General features: G+C 61.5%; 17 protein-coding genes. 6 read left to right on the plus strand and 11 right to left on the minus strand.

Annotated features, from left to right (window positions below; translation table 11 throughout):
- The first annotated feature begins 205 nt into the window (after nucleotides 1–205).
- From uvrB to VIH17_13285, 3 genes are all read left to right on the plus strand, one after another.
- On the plus strand, nucleotides 206–2,236 hold the full coding sequence (uvrB, locus tag VIH17_13275) for an excinuclease ABC subunit UvrB (protein HEY4684203.1): 2,031 nt from the start codon (nucleotides 206–208) through the stop codon (nucleotides 2,234–2,236).
- Nucleotides 2,237–2,368: 132 nt separating this feature from the next.
- Nucleotides 2,369–3,217 carry a DUF2520 domain-containing protein gene (locus VIH17_13280; protein ID HEY4684204.1) on the plus strand — a complete coding sequence of 283 codons (849 nt, stop codon included), beginning with the start codon at nucleotides 2,369–2,371 and terminating at the stop codon, nucleotides 3,215–3,217.
- Nucleotides 3,218–3,223: 6 nt separating this feature from the next.
- Nucleotides 3,224–3,577, plus strand: a complete 354-nt coding sequence (locus tag VIH17_13285) for a helix-hairpin-helix domain-containing protein (protein HEY4684205.1) — start codon at nucleotides 3,224–3,226, stop codon at nucleotides 3,575–3,577.
- A gap of 72 nt (nucleotides 3,578–3,649) precedes the next feature.
- Here the strand turns inward: VIH17_13285 and VIH17_13290 are convergent, their stop codons facing one another.
- The 9 genes from VIH17_13290 to groES all read right to left on the minus strand — a co-directional run bounded on the left by VIH17_13290 (nucleotide 3,650) and on the right by groES (nucleotide 11,201).
- A complete protein-coding gene (locus VIH17_13290; GenBank protein HEY4684206.1) occupies nucleotides 3,650–3,817 on the minus strand; it encodes a hypothetical protein in 168 nt (55 codons plus the stop codon).
- A 2-nt stretch (nucleotides 3,818–3,819) separates the two neighbouring features.
- The gene (ribB, locus tag VIH17_13295; protein ID HEY4684207.1) at nucleotides 3,820–4,986 is read right to left on the minus strand and encodes a 3,4-dihydroxy-2-butanone-4-phosphate synthase; all 1,167 of its coding nucleotides are present in this window, start codon (nucleotides 4,984–4,986) and stop codon (nucleotides 3,820–3,822) included.
- A 343-nt stretch (nucleotides 4,987–5,329) separates the two neighbouring features.
- Entirely contained in the window at nucleotides 5,330–5,698 is a 369-nt protein-coding gene (locus VIH17_13300; protein HEY4684208.1) for a redoxin domain-containing protein, read from the minus strand.
- Nucleotides 5,699–5,707: 9 nt separating this feature from the next.
- The gene (locus VIH17_13305; GenBank protein ID HEY4684209.1) at nucleotides 5,708–6,157 is read right to left on the minus strand and encodes a hypothetical protein; all 450 of its coding nucleotides are present in this window, start codon (nucleotides 6,155–6,157) and stop codon (nucleotides 5,708–5,710) included.
- A 154-nt stretch (nucleotides 6,158–6,311) separates the two neighbouring features.
- Entirely contained in the window at nucleotides 6,312–7,403 is a 1,092-nt protein-coding gene (gene modC / locus VIH17_13310; GenBank protein ID HEY4684210.1) for a molybdenum ABC transporter ATP-binding protein, read from the minus strand.
- Nucleotides 7,404–7,425: 22 nt separating this feature from the next.
- On the minus strand, nucleotides 7,426–8,124 hold the full coding sequence (gene modB / locus VIH17_13315) for a molybdate ABC transporter permease subunit (GenBank protein HEY4684211.1): 699 nt from the start codon (nucleotides 8,122–8,124) through the stop codon (nucleotides 7,426–7,428).
- A gap of 55 nt (nucleotides 8,125–8,179) precedes the next feature.
- Nucleotides 8,180–8,950: a molybdate ABC transporter substrate-binding protein gene (gene modA, locus VIH17_13320; protein ID HEY4684212.1), complete on the minus strand. Its 771-nt coding sequence runs from the start codon at nucleotides 8,948–8,950 to the stop codon at nucleotides 8,180–8,182.
- Between the two features lie 232 nt (nucleotides 8,951–9,182).
- The gene (gene groL, locus VIH17_13325; GenBank protein ID HEY4684213.1) at nucleotides 9,183–10,808 is read right to left on the minus strand and encodes a chaperonin GroEL; all 1,626 of its coding nucleotides are present in this window, start codon (nucleotides 10,806–10,808) and stop codon (nucleotides 9,183–9,185) included.
- A 78-nt stretch (nucleotides 10,809–10,886) separates the two neighbouring features.
- Nucleotides 10,887–11,201 (minus strand): co-chaperone GroES, encoded by a 315-nt coding sequence (gene groES, locus VIH17_13330; GenBank protein ID HEY4684214.1) that lies wholly within the window; start codon nucleotides 11,199–11,201, stop codon nucleotides 10,887–10,889.
- 337 nt (nucleotides 11,202–11,538) lie between these two features.
- Here groES and VIH17_13335 point away from each other — a divergent pair, with 337 nt between their 5' ends.
- The 3 genes from VIH17_13335 to VIH17_13345 all read left to right on the plus strand — a co-directional run bounded on the left by VIH17_13335 (nucleotide 11,539) and on the right by VIH17_13345 (nucleotide 15,206).
- The gene (locus VIH17_13335; GenBank protein ID HEY4684215.1) at nucleotides 11,539–12,285 is read left to right on the plus strand and encodes a molybdenum cofactor guanylyltransferase; all 747 of its coding nucleotides are present in this window, start codon (nucleotides 11,539–11,541) and stop codon (nucleotides 12,283–12,285) included.
- Entirely contained in the window at nucleotides 12,282–13,070 is a 789-nt protein-coding gene (locus tag VIH17_13340) for an ATP-binding cassette domain-containing protein (GenBank protein HEY4684216.1), read from the plus strand. The genes VIH17_13335 and VIH17_13340 overlap by 4 nt, the downstream gene beginning before the upstream one ends.
- Nucleotides 13,071–13,178: 108 nt before the next feature.
- Nucleotides 13,179–15,206 carry an oligopeptide transporter, OPT family gene (locus VIH17_13345; GenBank protein ID HEY4684217.1) on the plus strand — a complete coding sequence of 676 codons (2,028 nt, stop codon included), beginning with the start codon at nucleotides 13,179–13,181 and terminating at the stop codon, nucleotides 15,204–15,206.
- Nucleotides 15,207–15,544: 338 nt separating this feature from the next.
- On the opposite strand, the gene VIH17_13350 is transcribed toward VIH17_13345, so the two are convergent.
- Both VIH17_13350 and ribD read right to left on the minus strand, forming a co-directional pair.
- A complete protein-coding gene (locus VIH17_13350; GenBank protein HEY4684218.1) occupies nucleotides 15,545–16,201 on the minus strand; it encodes a riboflavin synthase in 657 nt (218 codons plus the stop codon).
- The gene (gene ribD, locus VIH17_13355; protein HEY4684219.1) at nucleotides 16,182–17,300 is read right to left on the minus strand and encodes a bifunctional diaminohydroxyphosphoribosylaminopyrimidine deaminase/5-amino-6-(5-phosphoribosylamino)uracil reductase RibD; all 1,119 of its coding nucleotides are present in this window, start codon (nucleotides 17,298–17,300) and stop codon (nucleotides 16,182–16,184) included. Before ribD ends, VIH17_13350 begins: the two co-directional genes overlap by 20 nt.
- Nucleotides 17,301–17,317: the final 17 nt, after the last annotated feature.

Below are 17,317 nucleotides of genomic sequence, written 5' to 3' on the forward strand. Positions count from 1 at the left end.
GCCATAGCCTGGCGTTGCCCGTACAGGACGGCGAACTTGTTCTCGGGACCTTTCAGTCCATCATCCTGGCCGAACTCGACGGGCCGCGCGAGCGCGCCCTGCAAGTGCAAATCCTCGGCTCACCGTGAGCGAAATTCCAGGCGGTTGTCTTCTTTCCCGCGATATAATGGAGGTTTCGAGCTGAGCCGTTGCGGCCGGCTGCGCGATGGACTTCAAACTCATCAGCAATTACACCCTACGAGGCGATCAAGAGCAGGCGATTGAGGCACTGGTGCGCGGCCTGCGCGGCGGAGACCGCCACCAGGTGCTTTTGGGCGTGACCGGCTCGGGCAAGACCTTCACCATGGCCAAGGTCATCGAGCAGGCGAACCGCCCGACCGTTGTTCTGGCGCACAACAAGACTCTGGCGGCTCAGCTTTTCCACGAGTTCAAGGGTTTCTTTCCGCGCCACGCCGTCGAATACTTTGTCAGCTACTACGACTACTACCAGCCGGAAGCCTATCTCCCCGCCACCGATACCTACATTGAGAAGGAAGCGACGATCAACGACGAGCTGGACAAGCTGCGAATGTCAGCCACGCGGTCGCTCTTTGAACGGCGCGACGTGGTCATCGTCGCCAGCGTCTCCTGTATTTACGGCCTGGGCTCGCCGGAGGCCTACTACGGGATGCTGGTGATGTTGGAGAAAGGCCAGCGGGTGCCGCGATCAGAGCTGCTCAAGCGGCTGGTCGAAATTCAATACGAGCGCAACGACGGCGAGCTCCGGCGGGGGATGTTTCGCGTCCGAGGCGATGTCATCGAGCTCTATCCGACTTACGAGGACAACGCCTACCGCATCGAACTGTGGGGCGACCAGGTCGAACAGATTTCGCAAATTGATCCGCTCTTCGGCCAGGTCAAGCAGACCTACGAGCGCTTGCCCATCTATCCCAAGTCGCACTATGTCATGCGGGCTGACCAGCGCGAACGCGCGATTGAGTCCATCCTGGAAGAGCTGGAGTGGTGGAAGGCGGAACTGGATAAGCAGGGCAAGCTCGTGGAAGCCCAGCGCGTCTATCAGCGAACCATGTTCGATATCGAGATGATGCGCACCATCGGCTATTGCCACGGGATCGAAAACTATTCGCGCCATCTCTCCGGCCGCTTGCCCGGCGAGGCGCCGCCGACGCTGCTCGACTACGTCCCGAATGACTATCTGATGTTTGTGGACGAAAGCCACCAGGCGATCCCGCAGGTGACGGGGATGTATCACGGCGACCGGTCGCGCAAGCAGACGCTGGTGGACTTCGGATTCCGCCTGCCGTCAGCGCTCGATAACCGGCCGCTCACCTTCGAGGAGTTCGAGCACAGGCTGAATCAGGTCATCTACGTCTCGGCCACGCCGGCGGAATGGGAACAGACGCGGGCGGGCGGCGTGCTGGTCGAGCAGCTTGTGCGTCCCACCGGCCTCGTGGACCCGGAAGTGGAGGTCCGGCCGGTGCGCGGCCAGGTGGACGATTTGCTTGCCGAAATTCAAAAGCGCACCGAGCAAGGCGAGCGCGTCCTGGTCACGACGCTGACCAAGCGCATGGCGGAAGATCTGGCGGAATACTACACCGAGGTTGGCGTGCGTTGCCGCTATCTCCACTCCGAAATCGAGACGCTCGAGCGCGTGCGCATTCTCCGCGATTTGCGCCGGGGTGAGTTTGACGTGCTCATCGGCATCAATCTTTTGCGCGAAGGCCTCGATTTGCCCGAGGTCTCGCTGGTGGCCATTCTGGATGCGGACAAGGAAGGCTATCTCCGCTCGCGCACTTCGCTCATCCAAACCATGGGCCGCGCCGCCCGGCACATCCACGGCAAGGCGCTCTTGTACGCGGACACCATGACCCGCTCCATGAACGCGGCGATCAGCGAGACCAACCGGCGCCGCGCTGTCCAGGTGCGCTACAACTCTGAACACGGCATCACACCGCAGTCCATCCTCAAGCCGGTGGACATGACGCTGGCCTCGATTGTCGAGGCCGACTACGCCACAGTTTCCCTCGCCGAAACCGCCTTCGACGAGTTTCAGACGGAGGAGCAATTGCGGGAAGCGATCGTGAAGCTGGAGACAGCCATGCGAGAAGCCGCCAAGAATTTTGAATTTGAAAAAGCCGCTGTGCTCCGCGACCGCGTTCGCGCCCTCAAGCAGAAAGACCTCGGTGCCCTCTTCCAGCCAACTTTGGCTCCCGCCCGGACAGAAACCTCAAAATAGTGGGCGGCACGGCTCCTGCGACTCGGCTCGGGACAAGTTTCGTCGTGCCCTGAGGAGTTGGCCTTCTGGCCGCCTGTACCTTTCTTGTTGCTTCGGCTATTATCCCGCTTCGACCTCATGCCTCGAAGACGTATGGCGATCATCGGTGGCGGGCGGCTCGGGCGGACGCTTGGTTTCTTGCTTTGCCGGACAGGGCAGCGCATTGGGCCGGTCGTGACGCGAAGCCGGCGGACGGCCCTGGCGGCGGTACGCTTCATTGGCGCGGGTGGCGCCGAAAGTCGCATCTCGCCGGCTGTGCTCCAATCGGAGATCCTCCTGATCGCAACTCCTGATGAGAGGATTCGCGGCGTTGCCGGGCGGCTTGCGCGGGCAGCGGGAGAGCATGGCTTGCGCGGCCGCGTGGTTTTGCACACAAGCGGAGTGCGCACTTCGGCTGACCTTGCTCCTTTGAGGAAGGCGGGTGCAGCGGTGGGCTCGCTGCATCCTCTTCAAACCTTTCCGGGAACCAAGCCGGCAAGCGCCCGCGGAGTGTGGTTTGCCTTCGAAGGCGACGCGGCTGCGGTGCCGGTGGCGCAACGCATCGTCGGCAAGCTGGGAGGGAAACTCTTTCGCCTTTTTGCCGGGCGCAAGGCGAACTACCACGCCGCGGCGACGGTGGCTTCGCCTCTCCTGCTGGCGGTGGCCGAAATGGCGGGAAGGATGATGGCCCGCAGCACGGGCCGGCCGAGGGATGCGGCGCGCGCCTTGTCGCCCTTGATGCGACAGACGCTTGATTACTGGGCAAGCCTCGGCGCCGGCAAGGCATGGACGGGGCCACTGGTGCGGGGCGATGTTGCCACCATTCGCTCCCATTGGCGCGAGCTGCGGCGCTATCCGCCTGCCTACCGTCGCGCCTACCGCGCCCTGGCAGAACTTTCCATCCATCTCCTTGCCAGGCCTGACCTCCGGCGAGCTCTCCGAAGAGTTTGGGCCGGGAGATGAGACGTTATGCTTGACGCGAGTCCAAGTCGCGGGGAATTCGCCGCCAACAAACGGATGCGGCTCATCACGTTTTTCTCGAACATTATCTTGATCGGGGCCATCCTGGCTGCGGCGGTTCTCCTCGCGCCCGGTCCAAGTCTTGCTGCCAAGAAAACCTGGCCGGCGCATCCGATTGCCATCAATCAGGCGACGGTCGAACAGTTGACGCAATTACCCGGCGTCGGCCCGGTGCTTGCCAGGCGTATTGTAGAATTTCGGACCAAACACGGCCCCTTCCGCCGCCTGGAAGAGATGCTGGCCATCCAGGGAGTGAGTCGAAAGAAGTTTGAGTCCTGGAAGCCCCATCTCCGCCTGGATTGACTCTGCCGCAAAGAACCGGGCGTCCCATTTGAAAATCGCCAGCTTAAAAGGAAGAGGCAGCGCGGGTTGTTTTCAGGAGGGCTCAGGGGCGTTCACCATGCAGTCGAGCCGGTGAAGCAACAGCGAAATCAGGAACGACCCGCCCAGGATCCACGCGAACCATTCGAAGAAGAAGATTGCAAAGGCGACGGCGCCGCCCAGTTGTGCCGCGTGAAGCAAAATATGGGATAAGGTCTTCATAATTATGTAGGAGATTGCTCGGGAGCGCCCAGCCAGATGGGTACCTGCTCGACGATCTTCAACCCGAACCCTTCGAGCGCCACCACCTTGCGCGGATGATTCGTCAATACCCGGATCACGCTGAGCCCCAGGTCGGAAAGAATTTGCGCGCCGATGCCCGATTCCCGCTGGATTTCTCGCTGGCGGCGCGGGTCGGTATCAATGTGGTGCCGGTCGTGGTAGCGGATGGCGGTGCGCTCTTCCCTTTTTTCCAGGTCGAAGCCGCGGCCGGTGTGATGCAAATAGACAAAGACACCGCGGCCCTCGGCGCCAATCTGCTCGAGGCTCCGCTCGATCAACCGGCGACAATCGCAAGCCGACGATCCCAGGACGTCCCCCGTCAAACAGTGAGAATGCATCCGTACCAGGGTGGGTTCCGCCCCGCCCACCTCACCGCGCACCAGGGCCAGATGAATCTCCTGGTCGGGCTCGGATGCATAGGCGATCATCCGGAAGTCGCCGAAAGCAGTCGGCAAAACCGTCTCGGCCAGGCGCCGCACGTAGCGCTCGGTCTGCATGCGGTAACGAATCAGGTCGGCGACGGTGACCATTTTCAGGCTGTGTAGCCGGCAATACTCGACCAGTTGCGGCACGCGCGCCATCGTGCCGTCCTCATTCATGATTTCGCAAATCACCCCGGCGGGAACCAGCCCGGCCAGCCGGGCAAGGTCAAGGGAAGCTTCCGTTTGGCCGGCGCGCACCAGCACCCCGCCCCTCCGCGCGCGCAGCGGAAAGATATGACCGGGGCGGACAAGGTCGGCCGGCTGCGTGCGTGGATCCACCAGCGCAAGGATGGTCGTCGCCCGATCCTGGGCGGAAATGCCGGTGGTCACCCCCCGGCGGGCTTCGACCGATTCGCAAAAGGCGGTGCCGAGGGGGGAAGTGTTTTCCCGGCTCATCAGCAGGATGCGCAGATGGTCGAGCCTCTCCTCGGTCAACGGCACGCAGATCAGCCCGCGGCCGTGCTTGGCCATGAAGTTGATGATTTCAGGAGTGACTTTTTCGGCGGCACAGACGAGGTCGCCCTCGTTTTCCCGGTCCTCGTCATCCACGACGACGACCACGTGCCCCTGGCGAATTTCTTCAATCGCTTCAGGAATGGGGGCGAACGGGCTTTGGGTCGGATTCATGGCTTTTCTAGGCTATCCGAGGCGCCGGAAACCAGGACGGTTGCGAGCGCGGCTCCCGGCCACACCGCCATGCGCCTTTTCAGTATAACCCAGAATCCTCACTCAGCGCAGAGTCCTCATCCCTAGCAGTCTTCAACTAGTCTCATTGCAACTAACTGGGCCTAGTGGAATCTACGAGATGGTTCCGACGGGCAGAAGCCCGTGGGCCGAACGTGAGCGCAAGGTTGTTCAATCTGTTCAGCCCAGCGGCTTCCACCGCCGGGCCAGGCACAATAAGTTCGAACGGAACTACATACATCTTCCGCCGCAGGCCAGGATTCAGCGTTTAGCTTCGAACCGTATATCAGTCCTGGGTTGCAAGCGCGGTTTTCTTCGACTGCACGTCGTCCAGCGCCTCCAGAATTTGCTCCGGCCGGGCGCGAACCCGCCAGTTTTCCGTGAATTCGGTCCACCGGATCACGCCCTGAGGATCAATCAGGAATTCGGCTGGCCGGGCAACGTCGGTGCCTCCCATCCCGGCGCCACGGTGGACGATTTGATACTTTTCGATGACCTCGCGGCGGACGTCGGACAGTATCGCATAGCTCAACCGCAGCCGGCGCACCACTCGCTCCCGGCTCAGCTCGGGCGGATCGACGGACACGGCAAAAACCTTGCAGTTTCGCTTTTCGAACTCAGCGATGTGGCGCTGCAAACCTTGCAGCTCGGACATGCAGAAGGGTCACCAATAGCCGCGATAGAAGACCAGCAGGACATAGTGGCCTTCAGCCGATGAACCACCGGGAGAGGTCAAAGAAGCCAACCGCACTTTTTGTCCATTGTGGTCCATCAGGGTGAAATCCGGCGCTGTCTGGCCGACCTGCGGCGCGGCGCTTGCCGAGGGAACTTTATAAGACAGGAAGAATACGTAGTAGCAGAACAGTCCCAGCACGCCGAGACTGAGCAAACTCGAAACCGGCGCGGCCACCTTGCCGCGATAGCCGGCCGGTCGAGCATACGCCCGCCAGAACCCAAGACCGACTATTCCGAGCCCCACAATCTGCGCAGGCAGGTTAAGCCAGGGGAAGTCGCGCAGAGCAGGGAATCGGTTGAAAAACAGAAGATAGCTGAGAAAACCAGCCACCGTCAGCAGAAACCCCGTGTAGATACACAGATTCCATCGGCGTCGCACATTGTCCTCCCCGACGTATCGGCAAGAGTGAAAAATGTAGCACAATCTCAGGCGGTTTTTGCGAAAAAGCCGAGGAAGGCTTGAGCCTTCCCCGTCGGCAAAAGGGAACGCTCCAATTCGCCGCTGGCGGACGGGCCTTCCACCGCCGGGCACATCATCTTTCAAGCAGATGGCAGGAATTGGCCTTGATAATCACCCAGACGGGTTTGCCCGGCTCAAGGCTGAGCGCGCCGCTGGCGGATTCCGTGAGGGAGACGAGGAGCGGCGGAGACCCGCGACCACACTCCACCCGGACAAGCATGAGCGGGTGCTGCGGGAAGAGCTGGCTCACGATTCCCGGCAAGATATTTCTGGCGCTGAGCATTCCCGGTTTCTCCCCGGCAAGCAATATTTCGGCGGCGGCGATGGCCACCGTGGTCGGCGTTCCGCTTTCCAGTTTCGTTGTCGGCACCAAGAGAGAAAACCCGCCACAATCAATGCGATCAATTCCCGGCGAAGAGTTTTTTTCCGCCACCCGCCCTTCCAGAATGTTCTCCACCCCTGCCAGCCGGGCGACGGTTTCGGTTCGTGGAACTCCCAGCACGGCGAGCGGAGAGCCCGCGGCCACGATCCTTCCGGCGTCGAGCACAAACATGTGATCACCCAGGCGGATCGCCTCATTCCGGTCGTGGGTCACGTACAGGATGGGAATCTTCTGTTCGCGACCGATGCGCCGCAAGTCCTGCATCAGCGTTTCTTTGGTCGCCGCGTCCAGGGCGGAGAGCGGCTCATCCAGCAGGAGCATTTTCGGCTCCGTCACGAGCGCTCGCGCCAGCGCCACGCGCTGCTGCTGTCCGCCGGAAATTTCACGCGGCAGGCTATTCCCAAACCGCCCCATTCCAAAACGGTTGAGAATTTCCTCCACGCGCCGCTTTTTCTCACCCGATGAGTTCTTGAGCCCGTAGGCAATGTTTCGAGTTACCGTCAGGTGGGGGAAAAGGGCCAGACTTTGAAATACGTATCCGATGCGGCGTCTGGCAGCCGGTACGTCTATATTTTTGGCAGAGTCAAAAACCGGAGCCCTGTCCAGCGCGATCCGGCCCTCATCGGGGCGAACCAGCCCGGCGATGAGTTGCAGGGTAAGCGATTTGCCGGCGCCGCTGGGGCCGAAAAGCACGGTGATCTCATCGCCCGCCACACATTCGACCGCAAGGTCAAACGCGACGCCCTGAATCGAGAGATGTTTTCGGACCGCAATTTCAAGCATGGTTCATCCCGTCCTGCCGGGGCTACCAGCGCCCGCCGGCCAGGCGGTTGGTGGCATAGAGAATGGCCACGCACAGAAGCGATACGACGACCACCAACAGGAGAGCGTAATTGTCACGGCCAGCCTGCACCGCGTCGTAGATGGCGACCGCCGCCGTTTGGGTTTTCCCGGGGATGTTTCCGGCAATCATGATCGTGACGCCAAAGTCGCCCAGCGCCCGGGCGAAACCCAGGACGCTTGCCGCCACCACGCTGCGCCGGGCAAGCGGCAACGTCACCGTGAAAAAGACGCGCCCCTCCGAGGCGCCCAGGGTTCGAGCTGCATTCTCGCACGCCGCGTCCACGCTTTCGAGTGCCGCCCGGACCGACTTGACCATCAGGGGCAGGGCATGAATGGTGGCAGCAATCACCGCTGCCGTTACGGTGAAGGTGAGCCGGATGCCGAACCAATCCTGGAGAGCGTGCCCGAGAGGACTGCGCGCTCCCAGCAACACGAGCAGGTAGTATCCCAGAACCGTGGGCGGGAGGACCAGCGGCAGAGCAATCACCGCATCCAGCAGTTCTTTGCCGCGAAAGCTTTTCTTGGCCAACAACCAGGCGCAGCCGACCCCCAAAACCAGCGCTATCGCCGTTGCCAGCAGGGAGACCTGGAACGAAAGGCGGATAGGAAACCACTCGATATCTCCAAAGAGGCCGAAGGCAAGAATGGCAGAGCAGGACATGGCGGCCCTCCGGGCCCGCCCTCGACCTTCGAGGGTGAGCCGCTCCTTTCCGAATTTAAGGGAGAGTGTAGCCGAATTTCTTGAGGATGACGCGGCCTTGCTCGCTCAGCAGAAATTCGGCGAACTCTTTCGCCTCGGCATGATGAACGCTGTTGCGGACGACGCCGAGCGCTTGGTCAATCGGCACATGGAGTTTCCCGTCCACACGGACGAAGCGGCCGGGGTCGCGACGGACAAGGGCGAGGGGAATGAAGGCCACGTCGGTATTGCGCGTGGCCGCGTATTGTTGCGCCTGATTGACGTTTTCGGCGTAGATGATTTTGTCCTTGACCCGATCCCAGAGTCCGGCTGCTTCGAGCGCTTCGACGGCGGCTCGACCGTAGGGCGCCGTCGCCGGATGGGCGATGGCAATGCGCTCGATAGCGGGCTGCAATACATCCTCGAGGGTGTTCAGCCGGACGTGGGTGGATTCCTCCGTCCAGAGCACAAGCTGCCCGCGGGCGTAAATCTTCGCCGTCCCCGGCAGAATCCAGCCTTCTTCGAGCAATTTCGCAACTGTTCTCACATCCGCCGAAAGCAGCAGATCAAACGGCGCGCCGTGGCGGATCTGCTGAGCCAGACTTCCGCTGGCCCCAAAACTATAGACAAGCTTGACCGCATGCTTGGCCGCATAGGCAGATTTGATCTCTTCCAGCGCGTCACTCATATTGGCAGCGGCCGCGATGGTAAGCGACCTTTCCTCGGCGGTCGCCGAAGCCCCCGGCACCGAAGGGCTTGCAACCAGGATCGAGTATGCGGCCAGAATGCTGGCGAACCGCGCAACCATCGTCGGCACCGGTGGCCTTTTATCGGCCCGCTTGCTGAATCGTGTCGGGCAGGTCCCCGAGGCATCAATCTGCCCGTTTCCCATGGCAAAAACAAGGGTAGGGCTCGCGCCGCCGCGCCCGGAAAGCAAAACAGCCCTGAACCTTCCGGTTCAGGGCTGTCGAATGTGGGTAGGTTTTCGTCGGCCAGCGGCGCCGGAACCAAAAACCGGTCGCTGGCCAACGGTCACTGCCTTAGTACATCCCGCCCATCCTGCCGCCCGGAGGGCCGCCGCCTTCCCTCTTTTCCTCAGGAATCTCGGCGACCAGGGCTTCGGTGGTGAGCATGAGCGCGGCAATCGAGGAAGCGTTCTGCAGCGCCAGCCGGGTGACCTTGGTCGGGTCGATCACCCCGGCCTCAACCAGATCAGCGTACTCGGCTGCCTCCGCATCGAAGCCGTAATTGATCGCTTTGCTGTTCCTGACGCGTTCGACCACGACGGCGCCTTCGTGCCCGGCATTCTGGACAATCTGGCGGAGAGGCTCTTCCAGCGCCCGCTTGACGATGTTGACGCCGGTAGCCTCGTCGCCGTCCAGCTTGAGCTTATGGAGCTCCTCCACGGCGCGGATGAGAGCCACGCCGCCCCCGGGGACGATGCCTTCCTCGACGGCCGCGCGGGTGGCGTGCATGGCGTCCTCGACGCGAGCCTTCTTCTCTTTCAGCTCGGTCTCGGTAGCGGCGCCGACCTTGATCACGGCCACGCCGCCCACCAGCTTCGCCAACCGCTCTTGGAGCTTCTCGCTGTCATAGTCGGAGGTGGTCTCCTCGATCTGGGCGCGTAGCTGCTTGACGCGGCCTTCGATCTCGGAGGCCTTGCCAGCGCCCTCGACGATGGTGGTGTTGTCCTTGTCGATGGTGACCTTCTTGGCCCGCCCGAGGTCTTCGATTTTCACATTCTCGAGCTTGATGCCCAGGTCCTCGCTGATGGCACGGCCGGCGGTGAGCACGCCAATGTCCTCGAGCATCGCCTTGCGGCGGTCGCCAAAGCCCGGCGCCTTCACGGCCACGCACTGGAGCGTGCCGCGCAGCTTGTTGACCACCAGGGTGGCAAGCGCCTCGCCTTCAACTTCCTCGGCGATGATCAGAAGCGGCTTGCCCATTTTGGCGATTTGCTCGAGCAACGGGAGCAGGTCCTTCATCGAGCTGATTTTCTTTTCGTGGATGAGGATGCGGACGTCTTCGAGCACCGCTTCCATGCGCTCCGGGTCGGTCACGAAGTAGGGCGAGAGATAGCCGCGATCAAACTGCATGCCCTCGACCACTTCCAGTTCGGTCGTCATCGTCTTCGACTCCTCCACGGTGATGACGCCGTCTTTGCCCACCTTCTTCATGGCTTCCGCGATGATGTTCCCGATCTCCTGGTCGTTGTTGGCGGAAATGGTGCCGACCTGGGCGATCATCTCTCCCTTGACCGGCTTGGAGAGCTTCTTGATTGCTTCCACGGCCGCCTCAACGCCCTTTTCGATGCCGCGCTTCAAGGCCATGGGGTTGGCACCCGCGGCCACGCACTTCACTCCCTCGCGGAAGATCGCCTGCGCCAGAACCGTGGCGGTGGTAGTGCCGTCGCCGGCAACATCGGAAGTCTTCGAAGCCACCTCGCGCACCATCTGCGCGCCCATGTTTTCGAGCGGGTCCTTCAACTCGACTTCTTTGGCCACCGTCACCCCGTCCTTGGTGCTGACCGGCGGGCCAAATTTCTTCTCAATCACCACGTTGCGGCCCTTCGGGCCGAGCGTGATTTTGACTGCATCCGCTAGAATGTTAACGCCGCGAAGAATCGCCTGCCGTGATTCCTCGCCGGTAACGATTTGCTTGGCCATGCTTTCTCTCCTCCCAATGTTGGAATCGCGACCCCGACTTCTCCCGATGCATCGGGATCAGCCGGGGAAATATCTCCACTACTTGCCCGATTTTGCTTTGGCAGCGTGGCCGACAATCGCCAGAATCTCTTCCTCGCGCAGGATGAGATACTCTTGTTCGTCGATCTTGATTTCGCTGCCTGAATATTTCCCGAACAGGACGCGGTCGCCCACCTTGACGTCAAGCGGAACGCGGTTGCCGTTTTCAAGGATCTTGCCGTTCCCCACGGCCATCACCTCGGCCTCTTGGGGCTTCTCTTTGGCCGTGTCAGGGATAATGATGCCCCCCTTCACGACCTCTTCCTCTTCCAAACGCTTGACCATAACACGGTCGTGCAGCGGTCTCACGTTCAAGGCCATAGTTCCTCTTCCTCCAGGATTAGTTTGAGACTCGTAATGTCAATTGCAGGCACAATTTACCGGCAAAGATTAGCACTCTCCGGTAAAGAGTGCTACTATAGCGACCTTGCTCTAACATTGTCAAGGGGATAGAACGATGGGCGCTTGCCACACTCCGCCCGCACTCTGTCTCGGTAATACAATCCCTTTTATTTCATTTGGATACCAGCCAATTTAGCCCTCCCGGCTGCAACTGCGAAAAGGTTCGCTGTCAGGGAAGCGGGGTGAGCCTCGAAGACGACGCTAACCGTCGCTTCTGGGGTCATCCGCCCGTCTGTTCTGGATGGTGCTGATGGTTGGCCAGCGCCCTCGTACAAGCCTGCCGGTGGCCGACCCCGCGCGCCCTGGATGGGCTTTCGCCGGGATCGGCTACGCTTTCTTCCGACATCCCGGCTATAATCCCCGCCGGGCCCAACTGCAAATGACCTCAGTGCTTCCTGACGATACCTTTTCAGCCTTCTTCCTCGCCGGCGGCTGGAGCCGCCGCATGGGCCGGAACAAGGCGCTGCTGGAATTTTCCGGTCGTCCGCTCCTGGCGCACTTGATCGAGATGGTGCGTCCCCTGGTGGGGCGAGTGGCGATTGCGGGTTCGCCGGAAGCATATCGCCATTTGGGTGTCGAGGTCCTTCCTGACCCGGTTGCGGGTCGCGGTCCGGTAGCCGGAATTTGCGCGGCGCTCAGCGCCAGCTCGACCAATTGGAACCTCATCCTCGCGTGCGACCTTCCCTACCTGACTGCCGATTTTTTGCGACACCTCATCCGCACGGCGAAGCCCTCCGCCGCGCAGGTTGTCGTTCCGGCGCCGGGCGATGCCTATCAACCACTGGCCGCTGCGTACCACCGCGATACCTTGCCGGTCTATGAGAGCCTGCTGGTGAGCGGCTATCCGAAAATCACCGAGGCGTACCGCGAGCTGCGCCTTCGCATTTTGACAGCGGAAGAGCTGAAACCGTTTGATTTTGGAGGTCGCTTGTTCAAGAATATGAACTCGGCGCGCGAGTATGAAGAAGCGCGAGCATGGTGGGAGGGCCGCCGGTGACCGACGAGAAACCTTCGAGTGCCCCGAGCCCGTCCTTCATTGAATTCCGCAACGTTTATAAATCCTTTGGCGAGCAGGAAGTGCTCGTGGACGTCAGTTTCAACCTCCGCCGAGGGGAAACGCTCGCCATTATGGGGCGCAGCGGCGTAGGAAAATCCGTCACCCTCCGGCACATCGTCGGCTTTTTGAAGCCGGACTCGGGCCGCGTTTTTGTGGATGGTGAGGACATCACCGATTGGGACGAAGACCGGCTTATCCCGATTCGCCGGCGCGTGACGATGGTCTTTCAATCCGGCGCCCTTTTTGATTCTCTCTCGGTAGCCGAGAACGTTGCCTATCCCCTTTGGGAACGGCAACTCGATGAAGAGGCGGTCATCCAGCGCACCGGCGAGCTTCTGCGCATGCTCGAGGTGGAAGAGTACGCCGAGCTCTACCCGGCGGACATCTCGACGGGGGTGAAGCGGGCGGTGGCGATTGCCCGCGCTTTGGCGGTCGAGCCCGACGCTGTCCTTTATGATGAGCCGACCACGCAAGTTGATCCGGTAATGGCCGCTCACGTGGGCGACTTGATTTTGAAATTAAAGCGGCAGCTCCATAAGACCGCCGTCGTCGTTACCCATGACACTCACCTGGCGCGCAAGGTAGCCGACCGCATCGTCTTTCTTCATGAAGGCCGCGTGACGCTTTTCGGCAGCTTGCTGGAATTCGTCGCATCGCCAGTTCCGGTCCTGCGCGATTTTCGCCTGAAGGACGAACTCGTTCCCATCCTGGAGGTTTCGGCATAGACCCTCGCCTGCCTCCTCGCGCCGGTTCCCTCTTCCTCCTTTCGGCGGTTGACGGTTTTGGCTCCCTGCGCCGCCGGGCGCGCCCTACTCCAAGTTCAAGAGGAGCTCATGAGTGATTCCTTTCGCCCGTTCGTTCCCCACGATTCCAGGGAACCTGAATTCACGCTCAAAGCCGTTGTCGCCGGCATCCTCATGGCCGCCGTGTTCGGAGCTGCCAACGCCTACCTGGGAATGAAGGCCGGCCAAACGGTCGCCGCCACCATCCCGGCGGCCGTGGTGGCGATCTGGCTCTTTCGTCTTCCGTTTTTTCGCGGCGGGGTGCTCGAACAAAACTTGACGCGAACCGCCGCTTCGGTCGGCGAGGCGCTCGTGGCCGGTGCCATCTTTACGATTCCTGCGTTCGTCCTGGTGGACCTGGACGGGCAGAAGCTCTGGAGCGGCTTCGGCGGCCACTATTGGGAAGGGGTGGTGATCCTGCTCGCCGGCGGGCTGCTCGGCATCTTCTTCATCATCATCCTGCGGAGGCCGCTGTGTGTCGATTCCGATTTGCCGTTTCCAGAAAGCACGGCCAGCGCGGAGATTGTGAAGGCAGGGCAAGCGACGGGCAGCGCCGCGCCGCGCTACATCTTCGGCGCCCTGGGCGTCGGCGCGCTGCTCCAGCTCCTCAAGGACGAAAAGGGTTTCCCGGTCTTCAAAGAGACCATTGCCGGGCTGATTCGTTTTCCCAAGTCCGTCATCCATCATTTTGATTTCAGCAAGAAACCAATCGGCGATGTCGAGCATCTCGGCGCCATTTCCTTCTCTACCCCCTCCATTTCACCCGCGTTAATCGGGATCGGGTACATCATCGGGCCGCGCCTCGCTGCCATCAACTTTTCCGGGGGAGTCGTTGCCTGGTGGATCCTGATTCCGCTGGTCCTTTTCCTTGATCCCGATTTGCCCAACCGTTTTCCGGCGGGGCTCGCTGCCGGCGCCCCTTACGATTTGCTTGCTTACAGCGTCTGGTACAACATCGTGCGGCCGATTGCCGTGGGGGCGATGCTGGTCGGCGCCGTCTATACGCTCTACAGTATGCGCGAATCCTTGTTTCGCTCGCTGAAAGGAGCGATGGCGTCCGCCAAGCTGAGCCAGGCGGAAGCAGCCGGGCGCAGTCGCCTCGATGTGGACATCCCCCTTCGGTGGATTGTGATTTCCATCGCTGCCCTGGTGATACCGATTTCGTTCATCTACTACCACTTCACGCAGAGCTTCGCCGGAACCCTCCTGGCCGCGTTGGTGATGACGTTGACCGGATTTGTTCTCTCAGCCATCGGCGGCTATCTGGTGGGGTTGGTGGGAAGTTCCAACCAGCCCGTGTCCGGATTGACGCTTTCGGCTCTGGTTGTGGCCGCGCTGGTGATGGTGGCGATCGGCGTTCGCGGATTGAGCGGGCTGGCAGCGGTACTCGGCGTGGCTTCGGTGGTTTGCTGCGCCTGCTGTGTTTCCGGCAGTTTGATTCAGGATTTGAAAGCCGGGTATTTGCTGGGCGGCACACCCTGGAAGATGCAGGTGGCGGAAATTTTGAGCGTCGTGGCGCTATCGTTTTTCCTGGTTTTGCCGATGATGTGGCTGCACGAGGCGAATCTTTCGACCGGCGGCATCGGCGGCAGGGAATTGCCCGCACCCCAGGCCGGACTGATGGCCACGCTGGCCAAGGGCATTGTAGGCGGGCAGATGGCCTGGGGCCTCATCCTGATGGGCTGCCTCTTCGGCGTCGCGCTCGTGATGATTGATGCTCCCTCACCCATGCTCATTGCCGTCGGCATGTATCTGCCGCTGGAAACGACTTCAGCGATTTTCTTGGGCGGCGTCTTCAAGTGGGTCACCGATCGGGTTGCGGCCCGGCGTGCCGCGCAAGACAGAGCAAGCATCGAGCAGCGGGGCACGCTGGTGGCATCGGGACTCATCGCCGGCGAGGCCATCACCGGCATCATACTGGCCGGAGTGTTCCTTCTGAGCGGGTCCTCCATGATCCGGCTCATCGCCGGCGTGGATACGCCTTCCTTTTACGCTGCCTGGGGCGGCTATTTGTCGCTGGTTGCCTCTGGCGCGATTGCCTACGGGTTGATCAAGATTCCTCTGCGGAAGCCTCGCTAGCGGAAGGAATGGCGCCCCTGGCGGAAGCCTGCCGCTTTGCGCCGGCGGGAAGAGACCGCAAGGTCTTGGAGAACAAAAACCCTGCGCTGCTTCCTCAGGGGTTATTTCGGGTCATTGTTTCTGGCCGGGGTTCTGGCTCGTCCTGGTTTTCCAGGTGGATGGGAGATAGATTTCGAAGTGGCCTCCGCTGTCCGTGTCACGCCATTTCACGACGGAAATCTTTCGCGCCGCTCCTTGGGAATGTTTCTTGCGTGGTTTGCCGGCCCTCTTTTTTGCTTTGAGCATAACTTCCTCTAACTCGCAGCGGTCCCGCTCTGCGGGATCGCTCCGGGGCCCCATCAGAAACCTTCTTCGCGCAGACGTTCCATGGTCAACCGGGATGAGGCGGGTTCGGCCGCCGGTTCCCGTTTCCCCTGGAGAAACCTCTCGACATACTTCGCCAAAATGTCGCATTCGATGTTAACCGGATGGCCGGGCTGGAGGGCGGCCAGGTTCGTGTTCTGGTAGGTAAACGGTATGATCGCCACCTCGACGACCGAACCTTCAAGCCCTGCCACCGTCAGACTGATGCCTTCGATGGCGATCGAACCCTTCCCGACAACGTAGCGCTCGACCTCCGGCGGCACTCGGACGCGGAGCAACCAGTTGTCGCCGCTCGGATCGAGCGAGAGAAATTCGCCGACTCCGTCCACATGCCCCTGCACAAAGTGTCCGCCGAGAGGGCTCGAGGCCGCAAGAGGCCGTTCCAGGTTGACCGGGGCCCCGGTGGCGAGTCGCGCAAAGCCGGTGCGGCGCAGAGTTTCATCGGCCAGGTCGCAGGCGAACCAGTCCTGCCCGCGCTCGACCACGGTGAGGCAACAACCGTTCACCGCGATGCTTGAACTCACTTCCAGGTGAGCGGCCACCCGCGGCGCCTGCACCCGGAGGCGGCCGCCTTCGGGCCGCGTTGCGAGCCAGTCAATCTTCCCTACCTCTTCAATGATTCCGGTAAACATCGCGCAGGTATCCTTCCACCACCGCTTCGTCGCCAAGCTGCCGCACGGTGACATTATGCAACGTGGGCGCCTGGGCAAGGCGAGAAAAATTTCGCGCAACGAGGGGCAGCGTGCCCTCCTGACCAATCAGCTTGGGCGTGTAGTAGAGAATCATTTTGTCCACCAGACCGGCCTTGAGGAAGGCTGTGGAAAGCCTGGCGCCCGCCTCGACGAGCACGCTCGTGATTTCTCTCCGGCCCAACTCCTTGAGAGCGCCCTTGAGGTCCACCTGCGCCTCGCCCCGTACCGCATGGTACGGGCCCTCGCCACCCACTGAAACGATTTCAACGCTTCCGCCGGAAAATCGCTTGCTTGCTTCGGTGGAGGTCACAGCCGTGAGAAGAAGAACGTCATGGGCGGCGGTTTGAATCACGCGTGCCGCGGGCGAAATGGACAGCCGGCTGTCCAGGATGACGCGGAGAAGGGGCCGGCGCCGGGGATGGGTAGCGACGGGACTGCGGTCGGTCAACTCAGGATCGTCAACGGCGATCGTTCCCGAGCCAGTGAGGATGGCGTCGTGGCGGTGGCGCAAGTGCTGCACCTCCGCCCGCGCCGCTGCCGAACTAATCCATCTTTCTTCCCGGTCAGGCGAAGTAATTCGTCCATCGAGGGTCATGGCGATCTTGAGGGTGACAAAGGGCAGTCCCGTGCGGACATATTTGGCAAACGTTTGGTTGAGTTGCCTGGCTTCGTCTTCGGCGATTCCCAGCCCGACGCGGATTCCCGCCCCCCGCAGCCTCTCGATGCCTTTGCCGGAGACCAGCGGGTTCGGGTCAATCATCGCCGCTTCGACGCGCGCCACGCCGGCAGCGATGATGCGCTCGACGCAGGGCGGCGTTCGACCGGCGTGCGAGCAAGGTTCCAGGTTGAGATACAGGGTCGCGCCGCGAGCACGTTCGCCGGCCTGATCGAGCGCGAGCGCTTCGGCGTGGTGCCGGCCGTCGTAGGTGTGGAATCCGCTCCCAACCATTTCTCCGTCGCTGACCACCAAGGCGCCCACCATAGGGTTAGGGCTGGCGAGAGCTTCGCCCCGGCGGGCAAGCTCGAGCGCCTGTGCCATCCAATCTTTTGGGCTGT

This window comes from Candidatus Acidiferrales bacterium (genome assembly GCA_036514995.1).
Classification (GTDB): Bacteria; Acidobacteriota; Terriglobia; order Acidiferrales; family DATBWB01; genus DATBWB01.